Here is a 20184-nt window from a genome sequence, read left to right on the forward strand (position 1 = left end):
GAACGATGCAATCCAGACGGTTCTTCATGTGCGGATGCCTCGGCACGTTTGCGGCCTGTTCGTTGTTCCCGGGCGTGACGAATGCGCGGATGATCGACCTGCTGCCGCCGTCCGATCCCGTCGACGGCAAGACGTTCCGCGTGATCTGCCTGCACGACGTGCGCGACAACCTGCTGTCGACGTTCGCCACGTCGACGATGGTCGATCCGTACGCGGTCGATACCGGTACGCTGACCGCCATCTTCTCGTGGCTGCAGACCAACAACTACCACACCGTCACGGTCAAGCAGATCGAGGCGTCGCGGCGCGGCGGCAAGCCGCTGCCGCCGCGCGCGGTGCTGCTGACGTTCGACGACGGCTACCGCAGCCACTACACGAAAGTCCTGCCGCTGCTCGAGCGCTTCAAGTATCCGGCCGTGATGGGCATCGTCACCGCATGGATCGACGCGCCGCCGGATACGCCGATCCGCATCAGCGACAGGATCCAGATGCCGCGCGACTACTTCATGTCGTGGGACGAGGTGCAGAAGGTCGGCAAGTCGAATCTCGTCGAGCTCGCGTGCCACACGCACAACCTCCATCACGGCGCGGTCGCGAATCCGCAGGGCAACGAATTGCCGGCCACCACGTCGCACCTGTACCTTCAGAACGAGAAGCGCTATGAAACCGATGCGGAGTTCGAAGCCCGCGTGCATGACGACCTTCAGACATGCGTGCGGCAGATTCGCGAACGCACCGGCATCGTCGCACGCTCGATGGTCTGGCCATACGGCGCGGAAAACCAGCCCGTGCGCAAGATTTCGACGTCGCTCGGCATGGACATCCAGTTCAGCCTCGACGCCGGCCCGAATACGCCGGACGTGCCGCTCGACCGGCTGCGGCGGATCCTGATGATGTACGACGTCGACATCGGCGGGTTCGAGCGGTCGATGCGCGAGCCGGCGACCAACCGCGGCGACGTCGATCGCCCCGAACGCGTCGTGCAGGTCGATCTCGACCAGGTCTACGATCCGGATCCGGCGCGGCAGGAAACGAATCTCGGCAAGCTCATCGAGCGCATCTACCGGATGCAGCCGAAATCGGTGTATCTGCAGGCGTTCGCCGATCCGAAGGGCACCGGCGTCGCGGAATCGCTGTACTTCCCGAACCGGCACCTGCCGATGCGCGCCGACCTGTTCTCGCGCGCCGCTTGGCAGCTCAACACGCGCGCCAACGTGCAGGTGTACGCATGGATGCCGGTGCTGGCGTTCCGCCCGCCGGCCGACAAGCATCGCGGGCTCGAGGCCGTCAGCGCGTACGGCGGCGCGCCCGCGCGCGAAAACGGCTCGCGCGTATACCGGCTGAGCCCGTTCGACCCGCAAGCGCGGCTGATGATCGAGCAGATCTACGAGGATCTCGGCAAGTACGCGTCGTTCAACGGCATCCTGTTCAGCGACGATGCCGTGCTCGACGATTACGAGGATGCGGGCCGGCACGCGCTGAGCGCGTATTCGCAGTGGGGGCTGCCGGCCGACATCGGCAAGATCCGCGCGACGCCGGACCTGATGAGCCGCTGGACGCGGCAGAAGACGCGCTACTTGATCGACCTGACGCGCCAGCTCGAACAGATCGTGCTCGCGAACCAGAATGCGGGCGACGTGCTGACCGCGCGCAACATCTTCGCGCTGCCGGTGCTGAAACCCGAGTCCGAAGCGTGGTACGCGCAGAACTACGACGACTTCCTCGCCGCCTACGACTTCGTCGCGCTGATGGCGATGCCGTACATGGAACAGGCACCGGACCCACAGCGCTGGATGGACCAGCTCGTCGGCGCCGTCCGCGCAAAACAGCGCGGCCTCGCACGCACCGTGTTCGAACTGCAGTCGTACGACTGGCGCGCGCGCAAGGACATTTCCGGCAGCGCGCTGATCGCGCAGATGCGGCGGCTGCGCAGCAACGGCGCGGTGAACTTCGGCTACTACCCGGACAAGTTCCTGAACAACCAGCCGGATCTCGACACGATGCGCGACGTGATGTCGCTGAAGTCGCGGCTCGATCCGACGTCGATCAACGCGCTGATGCAGATGCAGCATCCGCAGGGGACGAAGACACCATGACGACCCACAGCATCATCCAGCGCCTGCAGGATTTCGTCTTCTACTACCCGTTCTTCATGTCATATCTGTGGATGATTGGCGGCGTCGTGCACTACTTCCTGCTCGAAGAGGGTCGCGTGCTGTCGACGCGGACGATCGCGTCGAGCGGCATCCCGAAGATCTCGATCGTCGTGCCCTGCTTCAACGAAGCGGCGAACGCGCGCGCCGTGATCGGCCACCTGAACGCGATGCAGTACCCGAACTACGACATCATCGCGGTCAACGACGGCAGCAAGGATCGCACCGGCGAGATCCTCAACGAACTGGCCGCGGAGATCCCGCGGCTGCTCGTGATCCATCACGCGCGCAACGAAGGCAAGGCGGTCGGGCTCACGACCGCGGCGGCCGTATCGAACGCGGAATACCTGCTGTGCATCGACGGCGATTCGCTGCTCGCGCACGACGCGATCGGCTGGATGCTCGAGCACTTTCTGACCGATCCCGGCGTCGGCGCCGTGACCGGCAATCCGCGCATCCGCACGCGCACGTCGCTGCTCGGCCGCATGCAGGTCGGCGAATTCTCGTCGATCGTCGGACTGATCAAGCGCACGCAGCAGGTGTACGGTCGCATCTTCACGGTGTCTGGCGTCATCACGATGTTCCGCAAGACCGCGCTCGCCGACGTCGGCTACTGGAGCTCGGACATGCTGACCGAGGACATCGACATCAGCTGGAAGCTGCAGTGCCGCGACTGGCGCGTTGTATACGAACCGCACGCGCTGAGCTGGATCCTGATGCCCGAAACGGTAAAGGGGCTGTACCGGCAGCGGCTGCGCTGGGCGAAAGGCGGCATCCAGGTGCTGATGAAGTATGCGGGCACGCTCGCGCGGCCGACGCAGATGATGATGTGGCCGCTGTTCGTCGAGTACCTGATCGGCATCGCGTGGGCCTACTCGATGTCGTTCATCCTGCTGCTCGCGCTCGTCGATGTCGTTCATCCGCTGCCGCGGGACTGGCACGTGTCGGTCGTGCCGCACTGGCACGGAATGCTGCTGGTCGCCACCTGCATCCTGCAGTTGATCATCGGCAGCATGATAGATCGTCGTTACGACGAAAAACTCCTGATGTATTTCCTGGACACCGTCTGGTATCCCGTGGCCTTCTGGCTGATCAGCATGATCACCACCGTTGTCGCCCTGCCCGCCGTCGTATTGCGGGGCCGCGGCAAGCGGGCCGTATGGGTCAGCCCCGACCGAGGCATTCAACATGAAGAACGCACCGATTATTGATCTTTCCCTGCGCACGCCGCGCGAACTGATCGCCGAGCGCGGCCGCATCATCGGGCTCGTGCTGGTCGTCTGGTTCCGCCTCGTGCGACCCGCGCTGGTGGGCGCCGTGTGGGCATCGATCTGCATCTACACGTACCGCTACCTGCTGCCGTTCAACGAGGCCGAGATGCCGATCGAACAGATCGTGTTCTACGCGACCTGCATCGCGATCATCGCGGGCACGACCGTCACGTGGCTGATCGCGGGGCGCGTCGTGCATCCGCTCGCGTACCGGCTGCGCGTGTCGAAGATGCTGCGGCGCTCGGCCAGCGCGAAGGTGCGCGCGGTGCCGCCGACCGCGCTGGCCGGCGCCCGCCGGCGCGGCGCGCGGCGCACGACGCGCATTCTCGTCGCGTCGCACGACGCGAACGGGTCGATTTCCGGCATCGAGTGGGTAGCCCATGCGGGGCCGCCGCCCCGCGAGTAGGTCAGCGGAGACGCGCCGCCGCGCACGGGTCGGCATCCGTGCAGCGCGGCGCCGCTCCCGACGCCGCGCTGCCGTGCATCGCCGGCAGGCCGGCAACTTCTTGTGGACGAGGTGAATCATGTGCGGAATCGTCGGAGCAAGCGGTCTGAACAATCAGGTGCCGCAACTGGTCAATGCGCTGAGCCGGCTCGAGTATCGCGGCTACGATTCGTGCGGCATCGCCGCGCAAGGCAACGGACGCCTGCTCAGCGAACGCACGCTGCGGCGCGTGACGGACCTGCAGGATCGCGTGATGACGCTCGGTCTCGAAGCGCAGACCTGCATCGCGCATACGCGCTGGGCGACGCACGGCGCGCCGTCGGAAATGAACGCGCATCCGATCATGTCGGGCGACACGATCGCGGTCGTGCACAACGGCATCATCGAGAACCACGACGCGCTGCGCACCGAATTGCGGCAACGCGGCTACACGTTTCGCGGCGAAACCGACACCGAAGTGATCGCGCACCTGATCCACAGCCTCTATCGCGATGACCTGTTCGACGCGGTCATGCGCGCCGTCAAGCGGCTGCACGGCGCGTACGCGATCGCGGTCCTGAGCGCGCGCGAACCGCAGCGCCTCGTCGCCGCGCGCGCCGGCTCGCCGCTCGTGATCGGCATCGGCGCCGAACAGAACTACCTCGCGTCGGACTGCGCGGCGCTCGGCGACCTGACCGACCGCTTCGTCTACCTGGAAGACGGCGACGTCGCGCTGATCACGCCGGAGCGCATCGCCGTGGTCGACTCGGGCGGGCACGAAGCGCAACGCCCGCTGTGCCAAGTGAAGGCGCGCGACGGCGACGCCGCGCTCGGCCCGTACCAGCACTTCATGCAGAAGGAGATCTTCGAGCAACCGAAGGCAATCGCCAGCACGCTCGACGGCATCGACACGATCTCGCCGGCGCTGTTCGACGAGAGCGAAAGCACGCGCGCGCTGCTGTCGCGCGTTCGGAGCGTGCTGCTGCTCGGCTGCGGCACCAGCTACTACGCGGGCCTGACCGCGAAGTACTGGCTCGAAAGCATCGCGGGCGTGCCCGCGCAGGTCGAGATCGCCAGCGAATTCCGCTACCGTGACACCGTGGCCGATCCGCGCACGCTCGTGGTCGGCATCTCGCAGTCGGGCGAGACGGCCGACACGATCGGCGCGATCGAGCGTGCGCGCGAGATGGGCCAGGATCTGTCGATGGCGATCTGCAACGTGGCAACCAGCACGATCGCGCGCAACGCGCCGCTGCGATTCCTGACGCGGGCCGGCATCGAGCTGGGCGTCGCGTCGACCAAGGCGTTCACGACGCAGCTCGTCGCGCTGTTCGTGCTGACGCTGACGCTCGCGCAATTGCGCGGCCGGCTCGACGCCGCGCAGGTCGCGATGCACCTGAAACAGTTGCGCGCGCTGCCCGACCGCATCAGCCACGCGCTCGCGCTGGAAACGCAGATCATGGGCTGGGCCGCGAAGTTCGCGCGCACCGAGAACGCGCTGTTCCTCGGGCGCGGCATTCATTACCCCATCGCGATGGAAGGCGCGCTGAAGCTCAAGGAGGTGTCGTACATCCATGCGGAAGGCTATGCGGCCGGCGAACTGAAGCACGGCCCGCTCGCGCTCGTCACGAGCGCGATGCCGGTCGTCACGATCGCGCCGGACGACCGCCTGTTCCAGAAGCTGAAGTCCAACATGGCCGAGGTACGCGCGCGCGGCGGGCGGCTCTACGTGCTCGCCGGCAACCAGCTCATGATCGACGCCGATCGCGATACGCACCTGATCCGCGTGCGCGATTCGGGCGACCTGCTGTCGCCGATCGTCAACGTGATCCCGCTGCAGTTGCTCGCGTATCACGTCGGCTGCGCGCGCGGCGCCGACGTCGACAAGCCGCGCAACCTCGCGAAATCGGTGACCGTCGAATGACGGGGCGAACGCGCGCGGCGCAGGCGGGCGCGCGGCCGAGCCCGGCTCGCCGCGTCGCGGCTGCGCTCTGCGGCGCGTGCTGCGTCGTCGCGACACCGCCGTCGGCGCTGGCCGCCGCGCCCGTCGTGCATACGGTCACCGTTCAGGGCCCGGCAGTGCCGCAAGACACCGGCGACTCGCGGCGCTTCATGCACGGCATCGGCGTGGCCGACGCGGGCAACGGCAAACGCTGGGTGTTCTTCAGCAGCTCGGGCATCGTGCCGCGCGGCGCGATGCGCAACGGCAACTGGCCGCACGACGTGTATGTCGGCGAGTGGCTGCCCGGCAAGCCGCACCTGCTGCACGTCCGACCGTTCATCAGCCGCCCCGAGGCGCAGGAGCCCGTGTCGATCGCGCAGAACGCGCGCGGCGACATCTTCGTCACGTTCGAGGACGGCTGGAACGCGCCGCAGGAAGTCAGCCAGCGCTACGGCGTCTACCGTCGCGACCTGAAGCCCATCAAGCCCTACCCGAACGACGTCGAGCCGGGCGGCCACTCGGGGCATGTCGCGACGGTGGGCGAACGCTTCGTCGTGTTCTATTCCGCCGACTGGATCGACGGCGGCGGCGTCGACAACCTCGGCACCGGCAACGGCGTCTATCTGAAAACCTACGATGCGGCCGGGCGCATGCTGAACCATGTCGCGGTCGCGCCGCACCGCCGCGAGTGGTGGCCCGTGATCGCGGGCTCGCCGCGCAACGCGCTGCTCGTCTGGCAGAAATTCATCGACGGCAGCACGGACGCGACGCTCGAATACGCAATGTTCGATCCGGTCACGGCGAAGCTCGACAAGCTCGGGCCGCTGAACGGTGCGATCCGGTACTACGTGTACTCGTCGGCCTACGTGTCGGCGATCGACCGCTTCATCGTCGTCGCGACGACGGCGAACGATCGCGGTGTCGCGATGCTGATCGACCCGAACGGCCGCCGCACGGCGACGCTCGACTGCCTGCCGGCGTCGGTGCGCGAATCCGGCATCGGTGTCTCCGGCACGCATGCGTATGTGCCGACCCGCGACGGGCGGCTGCTGACGCTGGCACTTGCGCCGGCGGAAATTTCGGTGAGCGGCGCGCAGCACTCGCCGATTCCGTGGGGTACCACGGGCATTGCCGGTTTCCCGGCGCAAGGCGCGGCGATGCATTTCGTGTCGCTGACGCCGGCAGGCGCGCGCGAAGCCGATTTCGAACCGGAGCGGGACACGCCGCTGTCGAAGAATGAAGTGCCGTGTGCGAATCGCTGACGGTGGTCCGGTAACGGCAATCTCGTGAACGCGGGCAGTCCGCGTGCGCCACCCTGCCCTTCGTTTTCTCCCTGCCCGAACCGCGCTATGACAACGCCACACCAATTTGGCGGCCCGGTAGCCGGACATGCTGTCGCGGGCCTGTCCGATCGTAGCCGCCCAACCTTTCCCGCACCGAAGTCGCCAGCGCCGCGCGTACCGGATAGACTGTCGCCCGATTCCTTCCATCGGCTGCGGCTTGCGCGTCCTGCCGCCGCCGTAACGCCCCTTCCCGGAGAACGAATGCTGAAGCGCCAGTGGTTTTCGCTCGTGCTGCTGACGGTTTGCCTGATCGGACAACGCGCGTCGGCCCAGTCCACGCTCGAACTCGAGACCGACGGCACGGCCCGCACCCTGACGCGGCAGACGCTGCTCGCGCGCCCCGATGCGACGGAGATCCACGTGCCGCGCGACATCGCGTACGGCCGGCCGATGACGTTCCGCGCGGTGCCGTTCGCCGCGCTGCTCGGCGATACGCCGCTGCCGGCCGAAGGCGTGCTCGAAACGCGCGCGGCCGACGGCTTCGCCGCGCAACTGCCGCTGGATCTCGTGCGCCGCCGCGCGCCGGCCGGCGCCGTCGCATGGCTCGCGATCGAGGATTCGGCCCATCCGTGGCCGAAGCTGCCCGGCAAGCAGCTCAGCGCGGGGCCGTTCTATCTCGTGTGGGTCGGGCCGGACGCGCCGTCGGTGCGCGGCGAGCAGTGGCCCTACCAGATCGTGCGCGTCACGATCGAATCGTCGCCGGTCGCGCGCTGGCCGTCGCTCGCCGTCGATCCCGCGTTGCCCTCAAGCGATCCGGCCCGCGCGGGCCAGCACCTGTTCGTCACGCAATGCCTCGCGTGCCACCGCGTCGATGGCGCGGGCAGCAGCCATGCCGGCCCCGACCTGAACGCACCGATGAATCCGGTCGACTACTTCCAGCCCGCCGCGCTGCGCCGCTACATCCGCAATCCGGCGTCGGTGCGCGACTGGCCGGGCCGGAGCATGCCGGCGTTTCCGCCCGATCAGTTGAGCGATCGGGAGCTCGACCAGATCGTCGCGTATCTCGCGTATATGGCGCGGCGCAAGGCGGGCAAGTAACGCACGGCCTGACAATATAAGGAACGTTGACGACATCAGGCGACATGCTGTTCACCATCGCATCGATCGAGGCCGCGCAGACGCAACCGCTCAGGCGACGGTCCTGCTGAACGGCGATCCGAACGCTGCGAACTGCCGGCGAACACCCGCCCGCCGGGCCGCCTTCGTCACACTCAGGCTTCCTGCGCGCTCTGCAACACCGCACGCAACAGCACGTCGGCACCCGCCGCCGCCCATTCGGGCGTAATCGCTTCGGCTTCGTTGTGGCTCAGCCCGTCCACGCACGGCACGAAGATCATCCCGGTCGGCGCGACGCGCGCGACGTAGCACGCGTCATGCCCCGCACCGGACACGATATCCATATGCGACAGCCCGAGCGCCCGGGCCGCATCCCGCACCGCGTCGATGCAGCGCGGCGCGAACGGGATCGGCGGGTACTTGAAGATCTGTTCGATCTGCGCGCCGAGGCCGGTCTCGTCCGCCACGCGCGCGAGTTCCGCGCGCAGCGCCGCGTCCAGCTCGTCGAGCACCGCATCGTCGGGATGGCGAAACTCGACCGTGAAGAAACAGCCACCCGGCACCGTGTTGCGCGAATTCGGCCGCGCTTCGATCATCCCGACCGTCGCGCGCGCGTACGGCGCGTAACGGCGGCCGAGCACGTCGATGAACGAGATCATCCGCGCGGCGCCGACCAGCGCATCGCGACGGAATTCCATCGGCGTCGTGCCCGCGTGCGCATCGACACCAGTGAGCGTCACCTCGTACCAGCGCTGCCCCTGTCCGGCCGTCACGACGCCGATCGTCTTGCCGGCCCGTTCGAGAATCGCGCCCTGTTCGATATGCAGTTCGTATGCGGCATGCACCGGATAACCGCCGACGGGCTCCGCGCCCGCGTAGCCGATCCGCTCCAGTTCCTCGCCGATCGTCCTGCCCGCGCTGTCGGTGCGCGACAGCCCGTATTCGAGCGTATAGACACCCGCGAACACGCCGGCCGAGATCATCGCCGGCGCGAAGCGCGACCCTTCCTCGTTGGTCCAGATCACGACGTCGACCGGGCGCTCGGTTTCGATACCCGCGTCGTTCAGCGCGCGCACGACCTCGAGCCCGCCGAGCACGCCGTAGATGCCGTCGTAGCGGCCGCCCGTCGGCTGCGAATCGGCATGCGAGCCCGTCAGCACCGGCGCGGCATCGGGATTACGGCCTGCGCGGCGCGCGAACACGTTGCCCATCCGGTCCACCCGCACCGTGCAGCCGGCGTCGCGCGCCCACTGCACGAACAGATCGCGCGACTCGCGATCGAGATCGGTCAGCGCGAGACGGCAGACGCCGCCCTTCGGCGTCGCGCCGATCTGCGCCATCCGTTCGAGCGACGCCCACAGGCGGCCGCCGTCGACGCGCGGCGCATTCACGTTGTCGTCACGCATCGCCGTTCTCCGGCGCCCTCTGCAGTGCGTAGCGGAAATCGCAGCGCTTGCCGCCCTGCATGATCGTGCTGGTGCGCGTCAGCGCGATGTTCGGCGCATAGCCCTGGATGAAATAGCTGTCGCGCGCGCAGCTCAGCAGGTGGCCGATCTCGCCGAGCCCCATCGCGTGATACATCTCCGCGTAGCTGCAGCGATGCACGTCGTAGTCGTAGTGCGCGTCGTCCGCGCGCCGCACCTCGACATCGAGCGCGTCGTCCTTCTCCCACAGCACCTGCAGCGCGATGAACGACTTCACGCTCGTGCCGCCAGGCTCCTGCGCGGCGAACGTGCGGCCCGCATCGACGGCCGCGCCGCGCACGGCTTCCGCGATCACGGCCTGCGCGCGCTCTGCGCCGAATTCGCGCTTCATGATCTCGTAGATCGGCTTGATGATTTCCGCTTCGATGCGGCGCCGCGCGAGGATTCCGAGGCGCGTGTCCTCGGGTGCGGCGGCGGATGTCCGGGTCGGTTCGGTCATGGGGATCGTCCGTGTCGTTTATTTGGTCGTGGTGCGCGTGCCGCCGAGCACGTCGACGACGCTCCACTTGCCGCCGCGCACCTGGTAGATCGTGAAGGCCGGGGCCTTCAGGTTGCCTTCGCCGTCGAACGCGATCCGACCCGTCACGCCGGGCCGGTCGATCGCGCGGACCGCCGCGACCAGCTTCGCCGGTTGCGTCGTGCCGGCCTTCTGCGCGGCTGCGATCAGCGTGGCCGCCGCGTCGTACGCGAACGGCGCATGCAGTTCGATCGGTGCGCGGAAACGCGCCTGATACTGCGTGTCGAACGCCTTGCCGCCCGGCATCCGGTCGAGCGGCAGGCCCGGTTCGAGCGCGGTCACGCCGTCGCCGTCCTTGCCCACGAGCGACAGGAAGGTCTGGCTCACGAAGCCGCCCGCGCCGAGCAGCGGCGCGTTCACACCGAGCTGGCGCATCCGGCGCGCGATCGGCGCGGCCTGCGCATCGAGGCCGCCGAAGAACACGAGATCCGCGCGCTTGCCCTTGATCGCGGTCAGCACGCCGCTGAAGTCGGTGGTCTTGTCGTTCACGTACTGGCGATCGACGATCGCGCCGCCGTTCGCCTGCACGCCCTTGATGAACTGGTCGGCCAGCCCCGCGCCGAATGACGTGCGATCGTCGATCACCGCGATGCGCTTCGCCTTCAGCGTCTTCACCGCATACGCGCCGGTGAAGTTGCCGCCCGCATCGTCGTGACCCATGATGCGGAAGGCCGTCGCATAGCCCTGCTGCGTGTATTGATGGCCGGTGGACGCCGGCGCGATCTGCGGAATCCCCGCATCGCGGTAGACGCGCGACGCCGGCACGCTGCAGCCGGTGTTCCAGTGACCGACGACACCGATCACGTGCTGGTCGACCAGCTGCTGCGCGACTGCGACGGCCGTGCGCGGATCGGACTGGTCGTCAGCCGCGACGAGCTTGTAGACGACCGGTTTGCCGCCGATGGTCGGATGCTTCGCGTTCGCGTCGTCGATCGCGAGTTGCGCGCCGTTCTGCAGGTCCTTGCCGATACGTGCGGACGGGCCGGTGAGCGGCGCGGCGAGACCGATCAGGATCGTCTGCGGCGCGGACTGCGCGAACGCGGGAACGGGTGCGACCAGTGCGGCCGCCGAGAAAACGAGGCTGGCGTGAAGGAAGGCGATTTTCATGTGCGGGGATCGGTGATTCGGATCAAAACATGAAAAATATTAAATATTCAGCACCCAAGCCCCAAATACCCAATTGTTTGATGCTTATTCCGTTCTCGACACATTAACTCAACATATTGTAAATACAAGATATTTTCTTGTTGTCGCTTACCCTGACTTTTCGATAAAATTCGATACATGAAAAATATCGAACAATTGCCGCACGATCCGCCGTTGCGCGCGGTGCGTGCGTTCGAAGCGTTTGCGCGTCTCGGGTCGGTCACCGCGGCGGCGGGCGAACTCGACATCACGCCGTCGGCAGTCAGCCATCAACTGCAACTGCTCGAAGCATTCATCCAGACGCCGCTGACGGTGCGCGAAGGCCGGCTGCTCGCGCTCACCGACGAAGGGCGCGACTACTACCGCTCCATCAGCGCCGCATTCTCGGTGCTGCGCAGCGCGACGCGCTTCGTGCGCGACCGCTCGTCGCTGCGGCAGATCACCGTCAGCCTGATTCCGCTGCTCGGCATCGGCTGGTTCATTCCGCGGTTGCATTCGTTCCTGGCCGACAACACGGATGTCGACGTGACCGTGCTGTACGCGCATCACCGCAATTACCGAAGCGATGCGTCGGACCTGTCGATCCGCTTCGGCACCGGCGACTGGCCCGGCTACCGCTGCGAGCGGCTGCTGCCGGGCGCGATGGTGCCGATGTGCAGCCCGTCGTTCCTGAAGCGCCACGGGCCGTTCCGCACGCCGGCCGATCTCGCGCATGCGCCGCTCGTGCACGACGAGGATCGCAGCACGTGGGTCAACTGGCTGCAGGGCGCCGGCGTGCGGCATGTGTCGCACGCGGTGGGGCCGATGTTCGAAGATGGTCAGTTGACGCTGAGCGCCGCGCGGGCGGATCTCGGCGCCGCGCTGCTGCGCGCGCCGCTGGTCGAGCGCGAACTGGCGAACGGCGAGCTCGTGAAACTGTTCGATCACGCGCTCGACGACGGGCGCGATTATTACCTGTGCACGCGCGAGGACGCTGACATGCCGGACGGGGCACGGCGGCTGGCGGAGTGGTTGAGGAAGATGGCGGGGATTTGAGCGAAGGCGCCCTGTCGCTTGCCGGACAACGGTTTACGCGAAGGCGCCTCCCGCCGCACCCGATCCGGGTCTTGCATACCCTCGAACTGGTATATATGATATGCATATCATATATCGGAGGCTGTCATGAGCCGAATTCTGGTTGATCTGTCGGATGGCCAGCTCGACGAGTTGGCCGTCATCGTCAAGACTGAACGTCGTCCCCGCGCCGCGATCATCCGCGACGCGATTGATGCCTACATTGCCCTGCACAAGCGCCCGCTCGCCGACGACGTATTCGGCCTCTGGAAAGATCGCACGGTCGACGGGCTCGCGTATCAGGAGGAAATGCGCTCGGAATGGTAAAAGCTCTCTTCGACACCAACATCCTGATCGACTATCTGGGTGGCGTGGAATCCGCCCGCGCGGAGCTAGGCCGCTATGACTATCGTGCGATCAGCACGATCTCGTGGATGGAGGTTCTGGTCGGCACGTCCGCACGTAACGAAGCGCCGACTCGCGCATGGCTCTCGTCATTCGATGTCATCGCGCTCGACAGCACGGTGGCGAATCGTGCGGTGATCATTCGCAAGGAACGCCGCATACGCCTGCCTGACGCGATCGTCTGGGCATCGGCGCAAGTGAACGGGCTGCTGCTCGTGTCGCGCAACACGAAAGACTTCCCTCCCACCGAACCCGGCATTCGAATGCCGTATCAGATCTGAGCCGATAAGCGCGGCGGCAATGCAAATGCGTCAACTCGACGTAGACAAGCCGAACCGCTTCTGCAAAAAGTATCGCGTGTGCCCCGCCGGAAAATCGGCCTACTCGCCGAACACGACGTAGCCGAATCGCTCATAGAGCCGCTTCGCATCGGGATTGAAGGTGTCGATCCACGCGGCTGCGCACCCTCGTTCCGCCGCGACCTGTTCCGCGCGCACGAGCAGGCCGGACGCGTATCCCTGGCCGCGCGCGTGCTCCGCGACCCACAGCCACTGGACGAACAGCCATCCCCACGCGGTGTAGCCGATCAATCCTCCGGCGCAGTCGTCCGTGTCGCCGACCGAGACGGCCAAATCCTTGTAGTTCGACGGCCCTTTCGACACCGCGTTGAATCCGGCCAGCCCGTCTCCGATCAGATCGGGAAACGACGGCGGTATTTCGTCCAGAACGATCAGGCTTCTTTTCCTGGGATCCCGCGCTGTTCAGGTGAATCGGCTGCCCGCAGATAAAGGCCCTCACGCGGCATGCTTCAGATTGTATTGCGCCCGAAGCCACTCAGGCGCCGGGCGCCTTGCTCGGAGCTCCGCCCCCACCCAGCCCGCCCATACGTCAAGAGCACCTCCCCGCCACCCCACCCAATCAAGGGCCGGAAGCAGATAGAAATTCCCGATGCCCCGGATTGAAACAAGCAATTTCCCAAAGTCAGGGTGAACCCGGATACTGGCAACACTCCACTCACCACTGACGCAAAGGAAACCACCACATGCCGATCATCAACACCCAAATCAAGCCGTTCAAGGCAACCGCATACCACAACGGCGAGTTCGTGCCCGTCTCCGAAGAGAACTTCAAGGGCAAGTGGTCCGTCGTCGTGTTCTACCCGGCCGACTTCACGTTCGTCTGCCCGACCGAACTGGGCGACCTCGCCGACCGTTACGCGGAATTCCAGAAGCTGGGTGTCGAAATCTACGGCGTGTCGACCGACACGCACTTCACGCACAAGGCATGGCACGACACGTCGGACACGATCGGCAAGATCAAGTACCCGATGATCGGCGACCCGACGCTCACGCTGTCGCGCAACTTCGACGTGCTGATCGAGGAAGAAGGGATGGCGCTGCGCGGCACGTTCGTGATCAACCCGGAAGGCGAGATCAAGCTGTGCGAAATCCACGACAACGGCATCGGCCGCGACGCAGGCGAGCTGCTGCGCAAGGTGCAGGCTGCGCAATACATCGCGGCTCACCCGGGTGAAGTGTGCCCGGCCAAGTGGACGCCGGGTGCGGAAACGCTGACCCCGTCGCTCGACCTGATCGGCAAGATCTGACGATCGCTCCGCGCGCCTCGCACGAGGCGCGACGGCGGGCCGTCGCATCGCGCGGCCCGCGCCCTCCTCCGGCACGACGTGCCCGACCATAATCATTAATACGGAATCCGAAACGCCATGCTCGACGCCAATCTCAAGAACCAACTGAAAGCGTACCTCGAAAAAATCACGCGCCCGATCGAACTCGTCGCCTCGCTCGACGACAGCGCGAAATCGCAGGAACTGCTGGCGCTGCTGAACGAGATTGCGTCGCTGACGGATCGCGTGACCGTGGCCGAACGCCGCGACGACGCCGAGCGCAAGCCGTCGTTCTCGATCGGCGAGCCCGGCAAGCCGGCCGGCATCCGCTTTGCCGGCATCCCGATGGGCCATGAATTCACGTCGCTCGTGCTCGCGCTGCTGCAGACGGGCGGCCACCCGATCAAGCTCGACGACGACGTGATCGAACAGATCCGCGCGCTCGACGGCGACTACGCGTTCGAGACGTACTTCTCGCTGTCGTGCCAGAACTGCCCGGAAGTCGTGCAGGCGCTGAACGTGATGTCGCTGATCAACCCGCGCATCCGCCACGTCGCGATCGACGGCGCGCTGTTCCAGAATGAAGTCGAGTCGCGCCAGATCATGGCCGTGCCGACGATGTTCCTGAACGGCGCATCGTTCGGCCAGGGCCGCAGCAGCGTGAAGGAAATCCTCGCGAAGCTCGATACGGGTGCGAGCGAGCGCGCCGCGAAGTCGCTCGAAAACAAGCCGGTGTTCGATACGCTGATCGTCGGCGGCGGCCCGGCAGGCGCGGCCGCGGCAATCTACTCGGCGCGCAAGGGCATCGCAACGGGCGTCGTCGCCGAGCGTTTCGGCGGCCAGGTGCTCGACACGATGGCGATCGAGAACTTTGTGTCGGTGCAGGAAACCGAAGGGCCGAAGTTCGCGACCGCGCTCGAGCAGCACGTGAAGCAATACGACGTCGACATCATGGACGTGCAGCGCGCCGACGCGTTGATCCCGGGCGACGTGCACCAGATCCGCCTCGCGAACGGCGCGGTGCTGAAGGCGAAAACGATCGTACTCGCGACCGGTGCGCGCTGGCGTGAAATCAACGTGCCGGGCGAGCGCGAATACCGCAATCGCGGTGTCGCGTACTGCCCGCATTGCGACGGCCCGCTGTTCAAGGGCAAGCGCGTCGCGGTGGTCGGCGGTGGCAACTCGGGCGTCGAGGCCGCGATCGACCTCGCCGGCATCGTGAAGGAAGTCACGCTGATCGAATACGGCGCGCAACTGCGTGCGGACGAAGTGCTGCAGCGCAAGCTGCGCAGCCTGCCGAACGTGACGATCGTCACGCAGGCGCAGACGACCGAGCTGACCGGCAACGGCAGCAAGCTGAACGGGCTCGTCTACAAGGATCTGCGCTCGGGCGAAACGCAGCGCATCGATCTCGAAGGCGTGTTCGTGCAGATCGGCCTCGTGCCGAACACCGAATGGCTGAAAGGCACGGTCGAACTGTCGAAGCACGGCGAGATCGTCGTCGATGCGCGCGGCGCGACGTCGGTGCCCGGCGTGTTCGCGGCCGGCGACGTGACGACGGTACCGTTCAAGCAGATCGTGATCGCGGTCGGCGAAGGCGCGAAGGCATCGCTCGGCGCGTTCGACCACCTGATCCGGCAGGACGTGACGCCGGCGGCAGCCGCTCAGCCGCAGGCCGAAGAAGCGGTCGCCGCGTAACGCACGTCAGCGCATCGTCGCAACGGTTTGTCTCTCTTGGCCCCGCATGCCTTGGTCGGCGTGCGGGGTCCTTTTTCGTGTCGACGTATGGAGACGCAGAGGAATCGCGAATTGTCTTTAACTGTATAAGGCTGGACTAGACCCAACAGACGGCGTCAGATCGACTGACTCAGTTCGGCCACCTGCGGACGTTGGCCAGCGCTGCTGGATAGACATTACAGCGGCGGCTACGCCCAGATAACGGTCGTTGGTTGAACGCTACGAGCATGGCTCGACGCTTGCCGTGTCCCGCCGCGTAACCCACTGTCACAGTGCCCGTCACCTTCCCGGCTGGCCAGCCTCACCGTGATCGCGTGTTGTTCGACTCTCTAGTTTGATCACCTGATCGTGCAGTGATAAGAACGCATCTAACGACACAATTCGACAGCATCTACTATCTCTTGAAACCACACCTATACACGTACTCGATCGGTTTCTCCCCGTCGCGTCCCGGCGCAACATACGCGGCTGCGTTGTCGCTCAACGCTTCAGAACTTGTACGTCGCGCCGGCCATCCCATAGTAGTTGCTGCGCGTCTGGACGATCGGGCTGTCGCCGTAGCGCCCTAGCAGCCGCGTGAAGCCGCTGCTCGCGTGCACCGACCAGTGCCGCGACACCCCCCAGTTCCACGCAAGCGACAGCGTCGCACTGTCGACCCCGCCGCTCGTCGAGTACGGTCTGAATCCGCTGGCCCTCGACTGTGCGTCGGTCACGCCGTAGAAGGTCTGCATGTTGCGCCCCGTGCCTGCATGCACGCTGCCCGTCAAGACGACATCGTGCCGTCCGGCCTCAAACACGGGTATTGCGAGATCGACATGGCCGGACAAGCCGCGCGACGTGTGCGTGACCGGCGCATCGACCGTGACGCTCAATTCGCCGCCATCCAGCAGCTTCACACCCGCCCGCATGCCGACGAGCACCGCGCCCGGAATCCGACCCATCCCCTTCAAATGGTCCGAACCCGGCAGATCGAAACGACTTTCGTCGGTACGGCCTGCGGCGTAACCCACTGCCGCCGACACGAACGCACCGTTCGGCAGATTCAGCCGGTAGCCTGCGCCGGCGCTGGTGTCGATGAAGAAGCCGTTCCCGAACATCGCGGAGAACGAGGGCAAGACTACGGCGCGATACTGGTTGCTGCCCTGATAACGTGGGGCAAAGCCGCCGCCGAGCGAAATCGCGTACTGGTTTTCGGCGTGGGCCAACGTGGCGAGCGTCAGGCCGGCAAGCGGCATGTAACAGCAGAAGGAGCGGAGGGATGAACGCACAATATCGGGACAAGAGTGGCGGAGCCCGAAGTCTAGGTTCGACCGTGCGGCGCGACTGTCCGGAATCTGCGGTGAATGTGTGTTCAATTGTGATCGATTGTTCCCGATTGTCGTGTGCCGCCCGTGCCGCCGAAACGACGGATAGAATTCGGCCTCCGCGCCGCGCGCCCACGTGCAGGACGAAGGACGGTGCGTGCATTTCGAGGAGACCATGAACGACAATCCGCTCGAACACCGAGTGTTGCTGATCGAGGACGACGACCGACTCGCGCGGCTCGTGCGCGAATACCTCGACGGCTATGAATTTACCGTGAGGATCGTGCGGCGCGGCGACCTTGCGGTCGCCGCGGTACGCGAATACCGGCCCGCGCTCGTGATACTCGACCTGATGCTGCCGAATCTCGACGGGACGGAGGTATGCCGGCGCATTCGCGCGTTCACCAATGTCCCCGTGCTGATTCTCACTGCACGCGCCGACGTCTACGACCAGGTCGCGGGTCTCGAAAGCGGCGCCGACGACTACGTGACGAAGCCGATCGAGCCGCGCGTGCTGGTTGCGCGTGCCCGCGCGCTGCTGCGCCGTGCGGAGCCCGCCGTACCGGAGCCGGCCGCAGATGCGCAGCCGCACGCGCTCGTGTTCGGCGACCTGACGATTTCGCCGCCGAACCGCACGGTCACGTGGCGCGGCGATCTCGTCGACCTGAAGACCACCGAATTCAATTTGCTGCTGATCCTCGCGCACGCGGCCGGCACGGTACTGAGCCGCGACGACATCCTGAAGCAACTGCGCGGGATCGAGTTCGACGGAATCGACCGATCGGTCGACTCGAGCATCTCCAAGCTGCGCCGGCGCTTCGAGGACACATCATCAGAGCCGCACCGGATCAAGACGATTTGGGGCCACGGCTACCTGTTCAGCCCTTCTGCCTGGGACGAGTAAATGCTGCGCCCATTGATCAAGCTGTATCTCGTCGTAATTCTGAGCTGCACCGCGTCGATCCTGTTGATTCAATACTCGTTCAATAGGATTTTCTACGAACGCGTGGCGCAGGCACAGCGCGATTCGCTGACTACTTACGCGTTCGTGCTGAACGACTATATCGAACGTCATCCCGGCGCGAAGCGCATGCTCGCGCTGCGCGAACTCGCGCAGCACGGAAATGAGCAATTCGGTTTCTTGACGATGGCCTACGCTCGCAGCCAACTGAGCGGCGCGCCGCTACGCGACCTCGACGCTGGCAGGATCGCAATCAGTTACGACCGCAAGCATTACTACATGCCGCTCAAAGACGGCTCGGTATTGCATGCGAACCCGATCGGGCCGGCCGGCCTTGACATCAAGATCTATGCAAACGGCATGGTCGCGCTGGCGGCGCTGTTCGCCGTCGCGCTGTGGATCTCGTATCACTGGCGCGACCTTCGCCGGCTGCAAAACGCCGCTCGCGCCTTCGGCGCGGGGAACCTTGCAACGCGCGTGAAGCTGTCAAGCCGGTCGAACATCTACGATCTCTCGCAGCAGTTCAACGACATGGCCGAGCGAATCGAAGCATCGATCAAACAGCAACGGGAAATGATGCACGGGATCTCGCACGAGCTGAAGACGCCGCTCGCGCGCCTCGAATTCGCGCTTGCGCTGCTCGCCGAAGGCGACGACAGCACCCGGATGCGCGAGCGCCGCGAAGGGCTGCAGCGCGACGTGCGCGAACTCGACGAGCTCGTTACCGAGCTGCTGACGATCGGGCGGCTGGAACAAGGCGCGAGCGAGCTTGCACCGATGGAAGTCGACGTCGCTGCGCTGATCGACAGTGTTGCCGGCAATGTCGCGAACGATGTCGCCGATTGGGGTCTCACGCTCGGCGTGTCGACGACCGGTGCGCAGGCCACCCACGTGTGCGATCCAAAACTCGTCGCGCGCGCGCTACTGAACCTGATTCGCAACGGCTCGCGTTATGCGTCGCGCACGGTGCTGCTGTCGGCGGCGAGCGATGCGTCGGGTGGACTCGTGCTGAGCGTGGATGACGACGGTCCCGGCATTCCGGTCGACGAACGTGCACGCGTGTTCGAACCGTTCCAGCGGCTCGACTCGAGCCGCGACAGGCAGACCGGCGGATTCGGTCTCGGACTCGCGATCGTGCGGCGCGTCGCGCTCGTGCATGGCGGAAACGTGCGACTCGAGGACTCGCCGCTCGGCGGTGCGCGCTTCGTTATTTCGCTGCCAGCGCGGGCCCTGGTGGAGCGTGCGGGCGATGCGCGGGGGAAGACGGTGTACGGCCGGAACGAGTGCGCCGATCGCATCGCCGCGTCGAGATCGTGACGTTATCGCGCGGACGATCGCAACGGAGCGCCGCTTCGCCCGTGATGGCGCCGACGACATCCTCCGATCTCAGGCCGGAGCGCGACGTCGCGACTGAACGCGTCGCGTGCTGAGATTCGACCAGCCGGGTCGCCGTCTTCGATTGCACCAGGTCATCCTGCACGAGATATCTCACAAGCACATTCGTGTCGCGACCGATCATCGCGCCGACGCGCTCCGCTCCGCGATCGCGGCATTCATGTCCTCGATCGACACGGGTTTTGCCGGCTTGCGAATGATGCCTTCGAGAGAGGCAATCGAACCCGTGGCGGGAACGACTTCGTACCGCCCGGTCTGGTCGTTGAAAATGAACTCGATTCGATCCCCGGTCGCAAGGCCCAGGCGGGTCCTCGCGCCCACGGGTATGGTGGCCTGCCCGTTCGATGTCACGGTTGCCGATGCCATTGC

General features: G+C 65.8%; 19 protein-coding genes and 1 pseudogene. 13 read left to right on the top strand and 7 right to left on the bottom strand.

Annotated elements, in window-relative coordinates; all coding sequences use genetic code 11:
* The first annotated feature begins 5 nt into the window (after positions 1 to 5).
* From pgaB to DM992_RS19805, 6 genes are all read left to right on the top strand, one after another.
* Positions 6 to 2096 carry a poly-beta-1,6-N-acetyl-D-glucosamine N-deacetylase PgaB gene (pgaB, locus tag DM992_RS19780; RefSeq protein ID WP_111018288.1) on the top strand — a complete coding sequence of 697 codons (2091 nt, stop codon included), beginning with the start codon at positions 6 to 8 and terminating at the stop codon, positions 2094 to 2096.
* The gene (gene pgaC / locus DM992_RS19785) at positions 2093 to 3364 is read left to right on the top strand and encodes a poly-beta-1,6-N-acetyl-D-glucosamine synthase (protein ID WP_111018289.1); all 1272 of its coding nucleotides are present in this window, start codon (positions 2093 to 2095) and stop codon (positions 3362 to 3364) included. The genes pgaB and pgaC overlap by 4 nt, the downstream gene beginning before the upstream one ends.
* Positions 3342 to 3830 (top strand): Biofilm PGA synthesis auxiliary protein PgaD, encoded by a 489-nt coding sequence (locus DM992_RS19790; RefSeq protein ID WP_111018290.1) that lies wholly within the window; start codon positions 3342 to 3344, stop codon positions 3828 to 3830. Before pgaC ends, DM992_RS19790 begins: the two co-directional genes overlap by 23 nt.
* Before the next feature lie 118 nt (positions 3831 to 3948).
* The gene (glmS, locus tag DM992_RS19795; RefSeq protein WP_111018291.1) at positions 3949 to 5772 is read left to right on the top strand and encodes a glutamine--fructose-6-phosphate transaminase (isomerizing); all 1824 of its coding nucleotides are present in this window, start codon (positions 3949 to 3951) and stop codon (positions 5770 to 5772) included.
* A complete protein-coding gene (locus tag DM992_RS19800; RefSeq protein ID WP_111018292.1) occupies positions 5769 to 7052 on the top strand; it encodes a hypothetical protein in 1284 nt (427 codons plus the stop codon). The genes glmS and DM992_RS19800 overlap by 4 nt, the downstream gene beginning before the upstream one ends.
* A gap of 282 nt (positions 7053 to 7334) precedes the next feature.
* Entirely contained in the window at positions 7335 to 8171 is an 837-nt protein-coding gene (locus DM992_RS19805; RefSeq protein ID WP_111018293.1) for a cytochrome c, read from the top strand.
* A 173-nt stretch (positions 8172 to 8344) separates the two neighbouring features.
* On the opposite strand, the gene DM992_RS19810 is transcribed toward DM992_RS19805, so the two are convergent.
* From DM992_RS19810 to DM992_RS19820, 3 genes are read right to left on the bottom strand one after another with little or no spacing between them, the layout of a single operon-like run.
* Positions 8345 to 9595 carry a Zn-dependent hydrolase gene (locus DM992_RS19810; protein WP_111018294.1) on the bottom strand — a complete coding sequence of 417 codons (1251 nt, stop codon included), beginning with the start codon at positions 9593 to 9595 and terminating at the stop codon, positions 8345 to 8347.
* The gene (locus DM992_RS19815; protein WP_111018295.1) at positions 9588 to 10112 is read right to left on the bottom strand and encodes an L-2-amino-thiazoline-4-carboxylic acid hydrolase; all 525 of its coding nucleotides are present in this window, start codon (positions 10110 to 10112) and stop codon (positions 9588 to 9590) included. The genes DM992_RS19810 and DM992_RS19815 overlap by 8 nt, the downstream gene beginning before the upstream one ends.
* Positions 10113 to 10130: 18 nt before the next feature.
* A complete protein-coding gene (locus DM992_RS19820; protein ID WP_111018296.1) occupies positions 10131 to 11297 on the bottom strand; it encodes a branched-chain amino acid ABC transporter substrate-binding protein in 1167 nt (388 codons plus the stop codon).
* Between the two features lie 177 nt (positions 11298 to 11474).
* On the opposite strand from DM992_RS19820, the gene DM992_RS19825 reads away from it, so the two are divergent.
* From DM992_RS19825 to DM992_RS19835, 3 genes are all read left to right on the top strand, one after another.
* Positions 11475 to 12371 carry a LysR substrate-binding domain-containing protein gene (locus tag DM992_RS19825; RefSeq protein WP_072436531.1) on the top strand — a complete coding sequence of 299 codons (897 nt, stop codon included), beginning with the start codon at positions 11475 to 11477 and terminating at the stop codon, positions 12369 to 12371.
* Positions 12372 to 12497: 126 nt separating this feature from the next.
* Positions 12498 to 12716 carry a ribbon-helix-helix protein, CopG family gene (locus tag DM992_RS19830; RefSeq protein WP_111018297.1) on the top strand — a complete coding sequence of 73 codons (219 nt, stop codon included), beginning with the start codon at positions 12498 to 12500 and terminating at the stop codon, positions 12714 to 12716.
* Entirely contained in the window at positions 12710 to 13075 is a 366-nt protein-coding gene (locus tag DM992_RS19835) for a type II toxin-antitoxin system VapC family toxin (protein WP_111018298.1), read from the top strand. The genes DM992_RS19830 and DM992_RS19835 overlap by 7 nt, the downstream gene beginning before the upstream one ends.
* Positions 13076 to 13174: 99 nt before the next feature.
* Here DM992_RS19835 and DM992_RS19840 read toward each other — a convergent pair whose 3' ends face one another.
* On the bottom strand, positions 13175 to 13456 hold the full coding sequence (locus tag DM992_RS19840) for a GNAT family N-acetyltransferase (RefSeq protein WP_239511414.1): 282 nt from the start codon (positions 13454 to 13456) through the stop codon (positions 13175 to 13177).
* A 380-nt stretch (positions 13457 to 13836) separates the two neighbouring features.
* Here DM992_RS19840 and ahpC point away from each other — a divergent pair, with 380 nt between their 5' ends.
* Both ahpC and ahpF read left to right on the top strand, forming a co-directional pair.
* Positions 13837 to 14400, top strand: coding sequence for an alkyl hydroperoxide reductase subunit C (ahpC, locus tag DM992_RS19845; protein ID WP_034179823.1), 564 nt, complete (start codon positions 13837 to 13839; stop codon positions 14398 to 14400).
* Between the two features lie 117 nt (positions 14401 to 14517).
* Positions 14518 to 16116, top strand: coding sequence for an alkyl hydroperoxide reductase subunit F (ahpF, locus tag DM992_RS19850; protein ID WP_111018300.1), 1599 nt, complete (start codon positions 14518 to 14520; stop codon positions 16114 to 16116).
* 527 nt (positions 16117 to 16643) lie between these two features.
* Here ahpF and DM992_RS19855 read toward each other — a convergent pair.
* A complete protein-coding gene (locus DM992_RS19855) occupies positions 16644 to 17390 on the bottom strand; it encodes a MipA/OmpV family protein (protein ID WP_111018301.1) in 747 nt (248 codons plus the stop codon).
* Positions 17391 to 17634: 244 nt separating this feature from the next.
* Here DM992_RS19855 and DM992_RS19860 point away from each other — a divergent pair, with 244 nt between their 5' ends.
* Complete coding sequence (locus DM992_RS19860; RefSeq protein WP_111020305.1) at positions 17635 to 18363, top strand: response regulator; 729 nt, start codon at positions 17635 to 17637, stop codon at positions 18361 to 18363.
* Positions 18364 to 19737 carry an ATP-binding protein gene (locus DM992_RS19865; protein ID WP_111018302.1) on the top strand — a complete coding sequence of 458 codons (1374 nt, stop codon included), beginning with the start codon at positions 18364 to 18366 and terminating at the stop codon, positions 19735 to 19737.
* Between the two features lie 112 nt (positions 19738 to 19849).
* On the opposite strand, the pseudogene DM992_RS42780 reads toward DM992_RS19865, so the two are convergent.
* Positions 19850 to 19939 (bottom strand): annotated as a pseudogene (locus DM992_RS42780) (VapC toxin family PIN domain ribonuclease); the annotation flags it as partial.
* Positions 19936 to 20181 (bottom strand): AbrB/MazE/SpoVT family DNA-binding domain-containing protein, encoded by a 246-nt coding sequence (locus DM992_RS19875; RefSeq protein ID WP_111018303.1) that lies wholly within the window; start codon positions 20179 to 20181, stop codon positions 19936 to 19938. The pseudogene DM992_RS42780 and the gene DM992_RS19875, both read right to left, overlap by 4 nt.
* Positions 20182 to 20184: the final 3 nt, after the last annotated feature.

Source organism: Burkholderia sp. JP2-270, from assembly GCF_003233675.1.
Taxonomy (GTDB): Bacteria; Pseudomonadota; Gammaproteobacteria; order Burkholderiales; family Burkholderiaceae; genus Burkholderia; species Burkholderia pyrrocinia_C.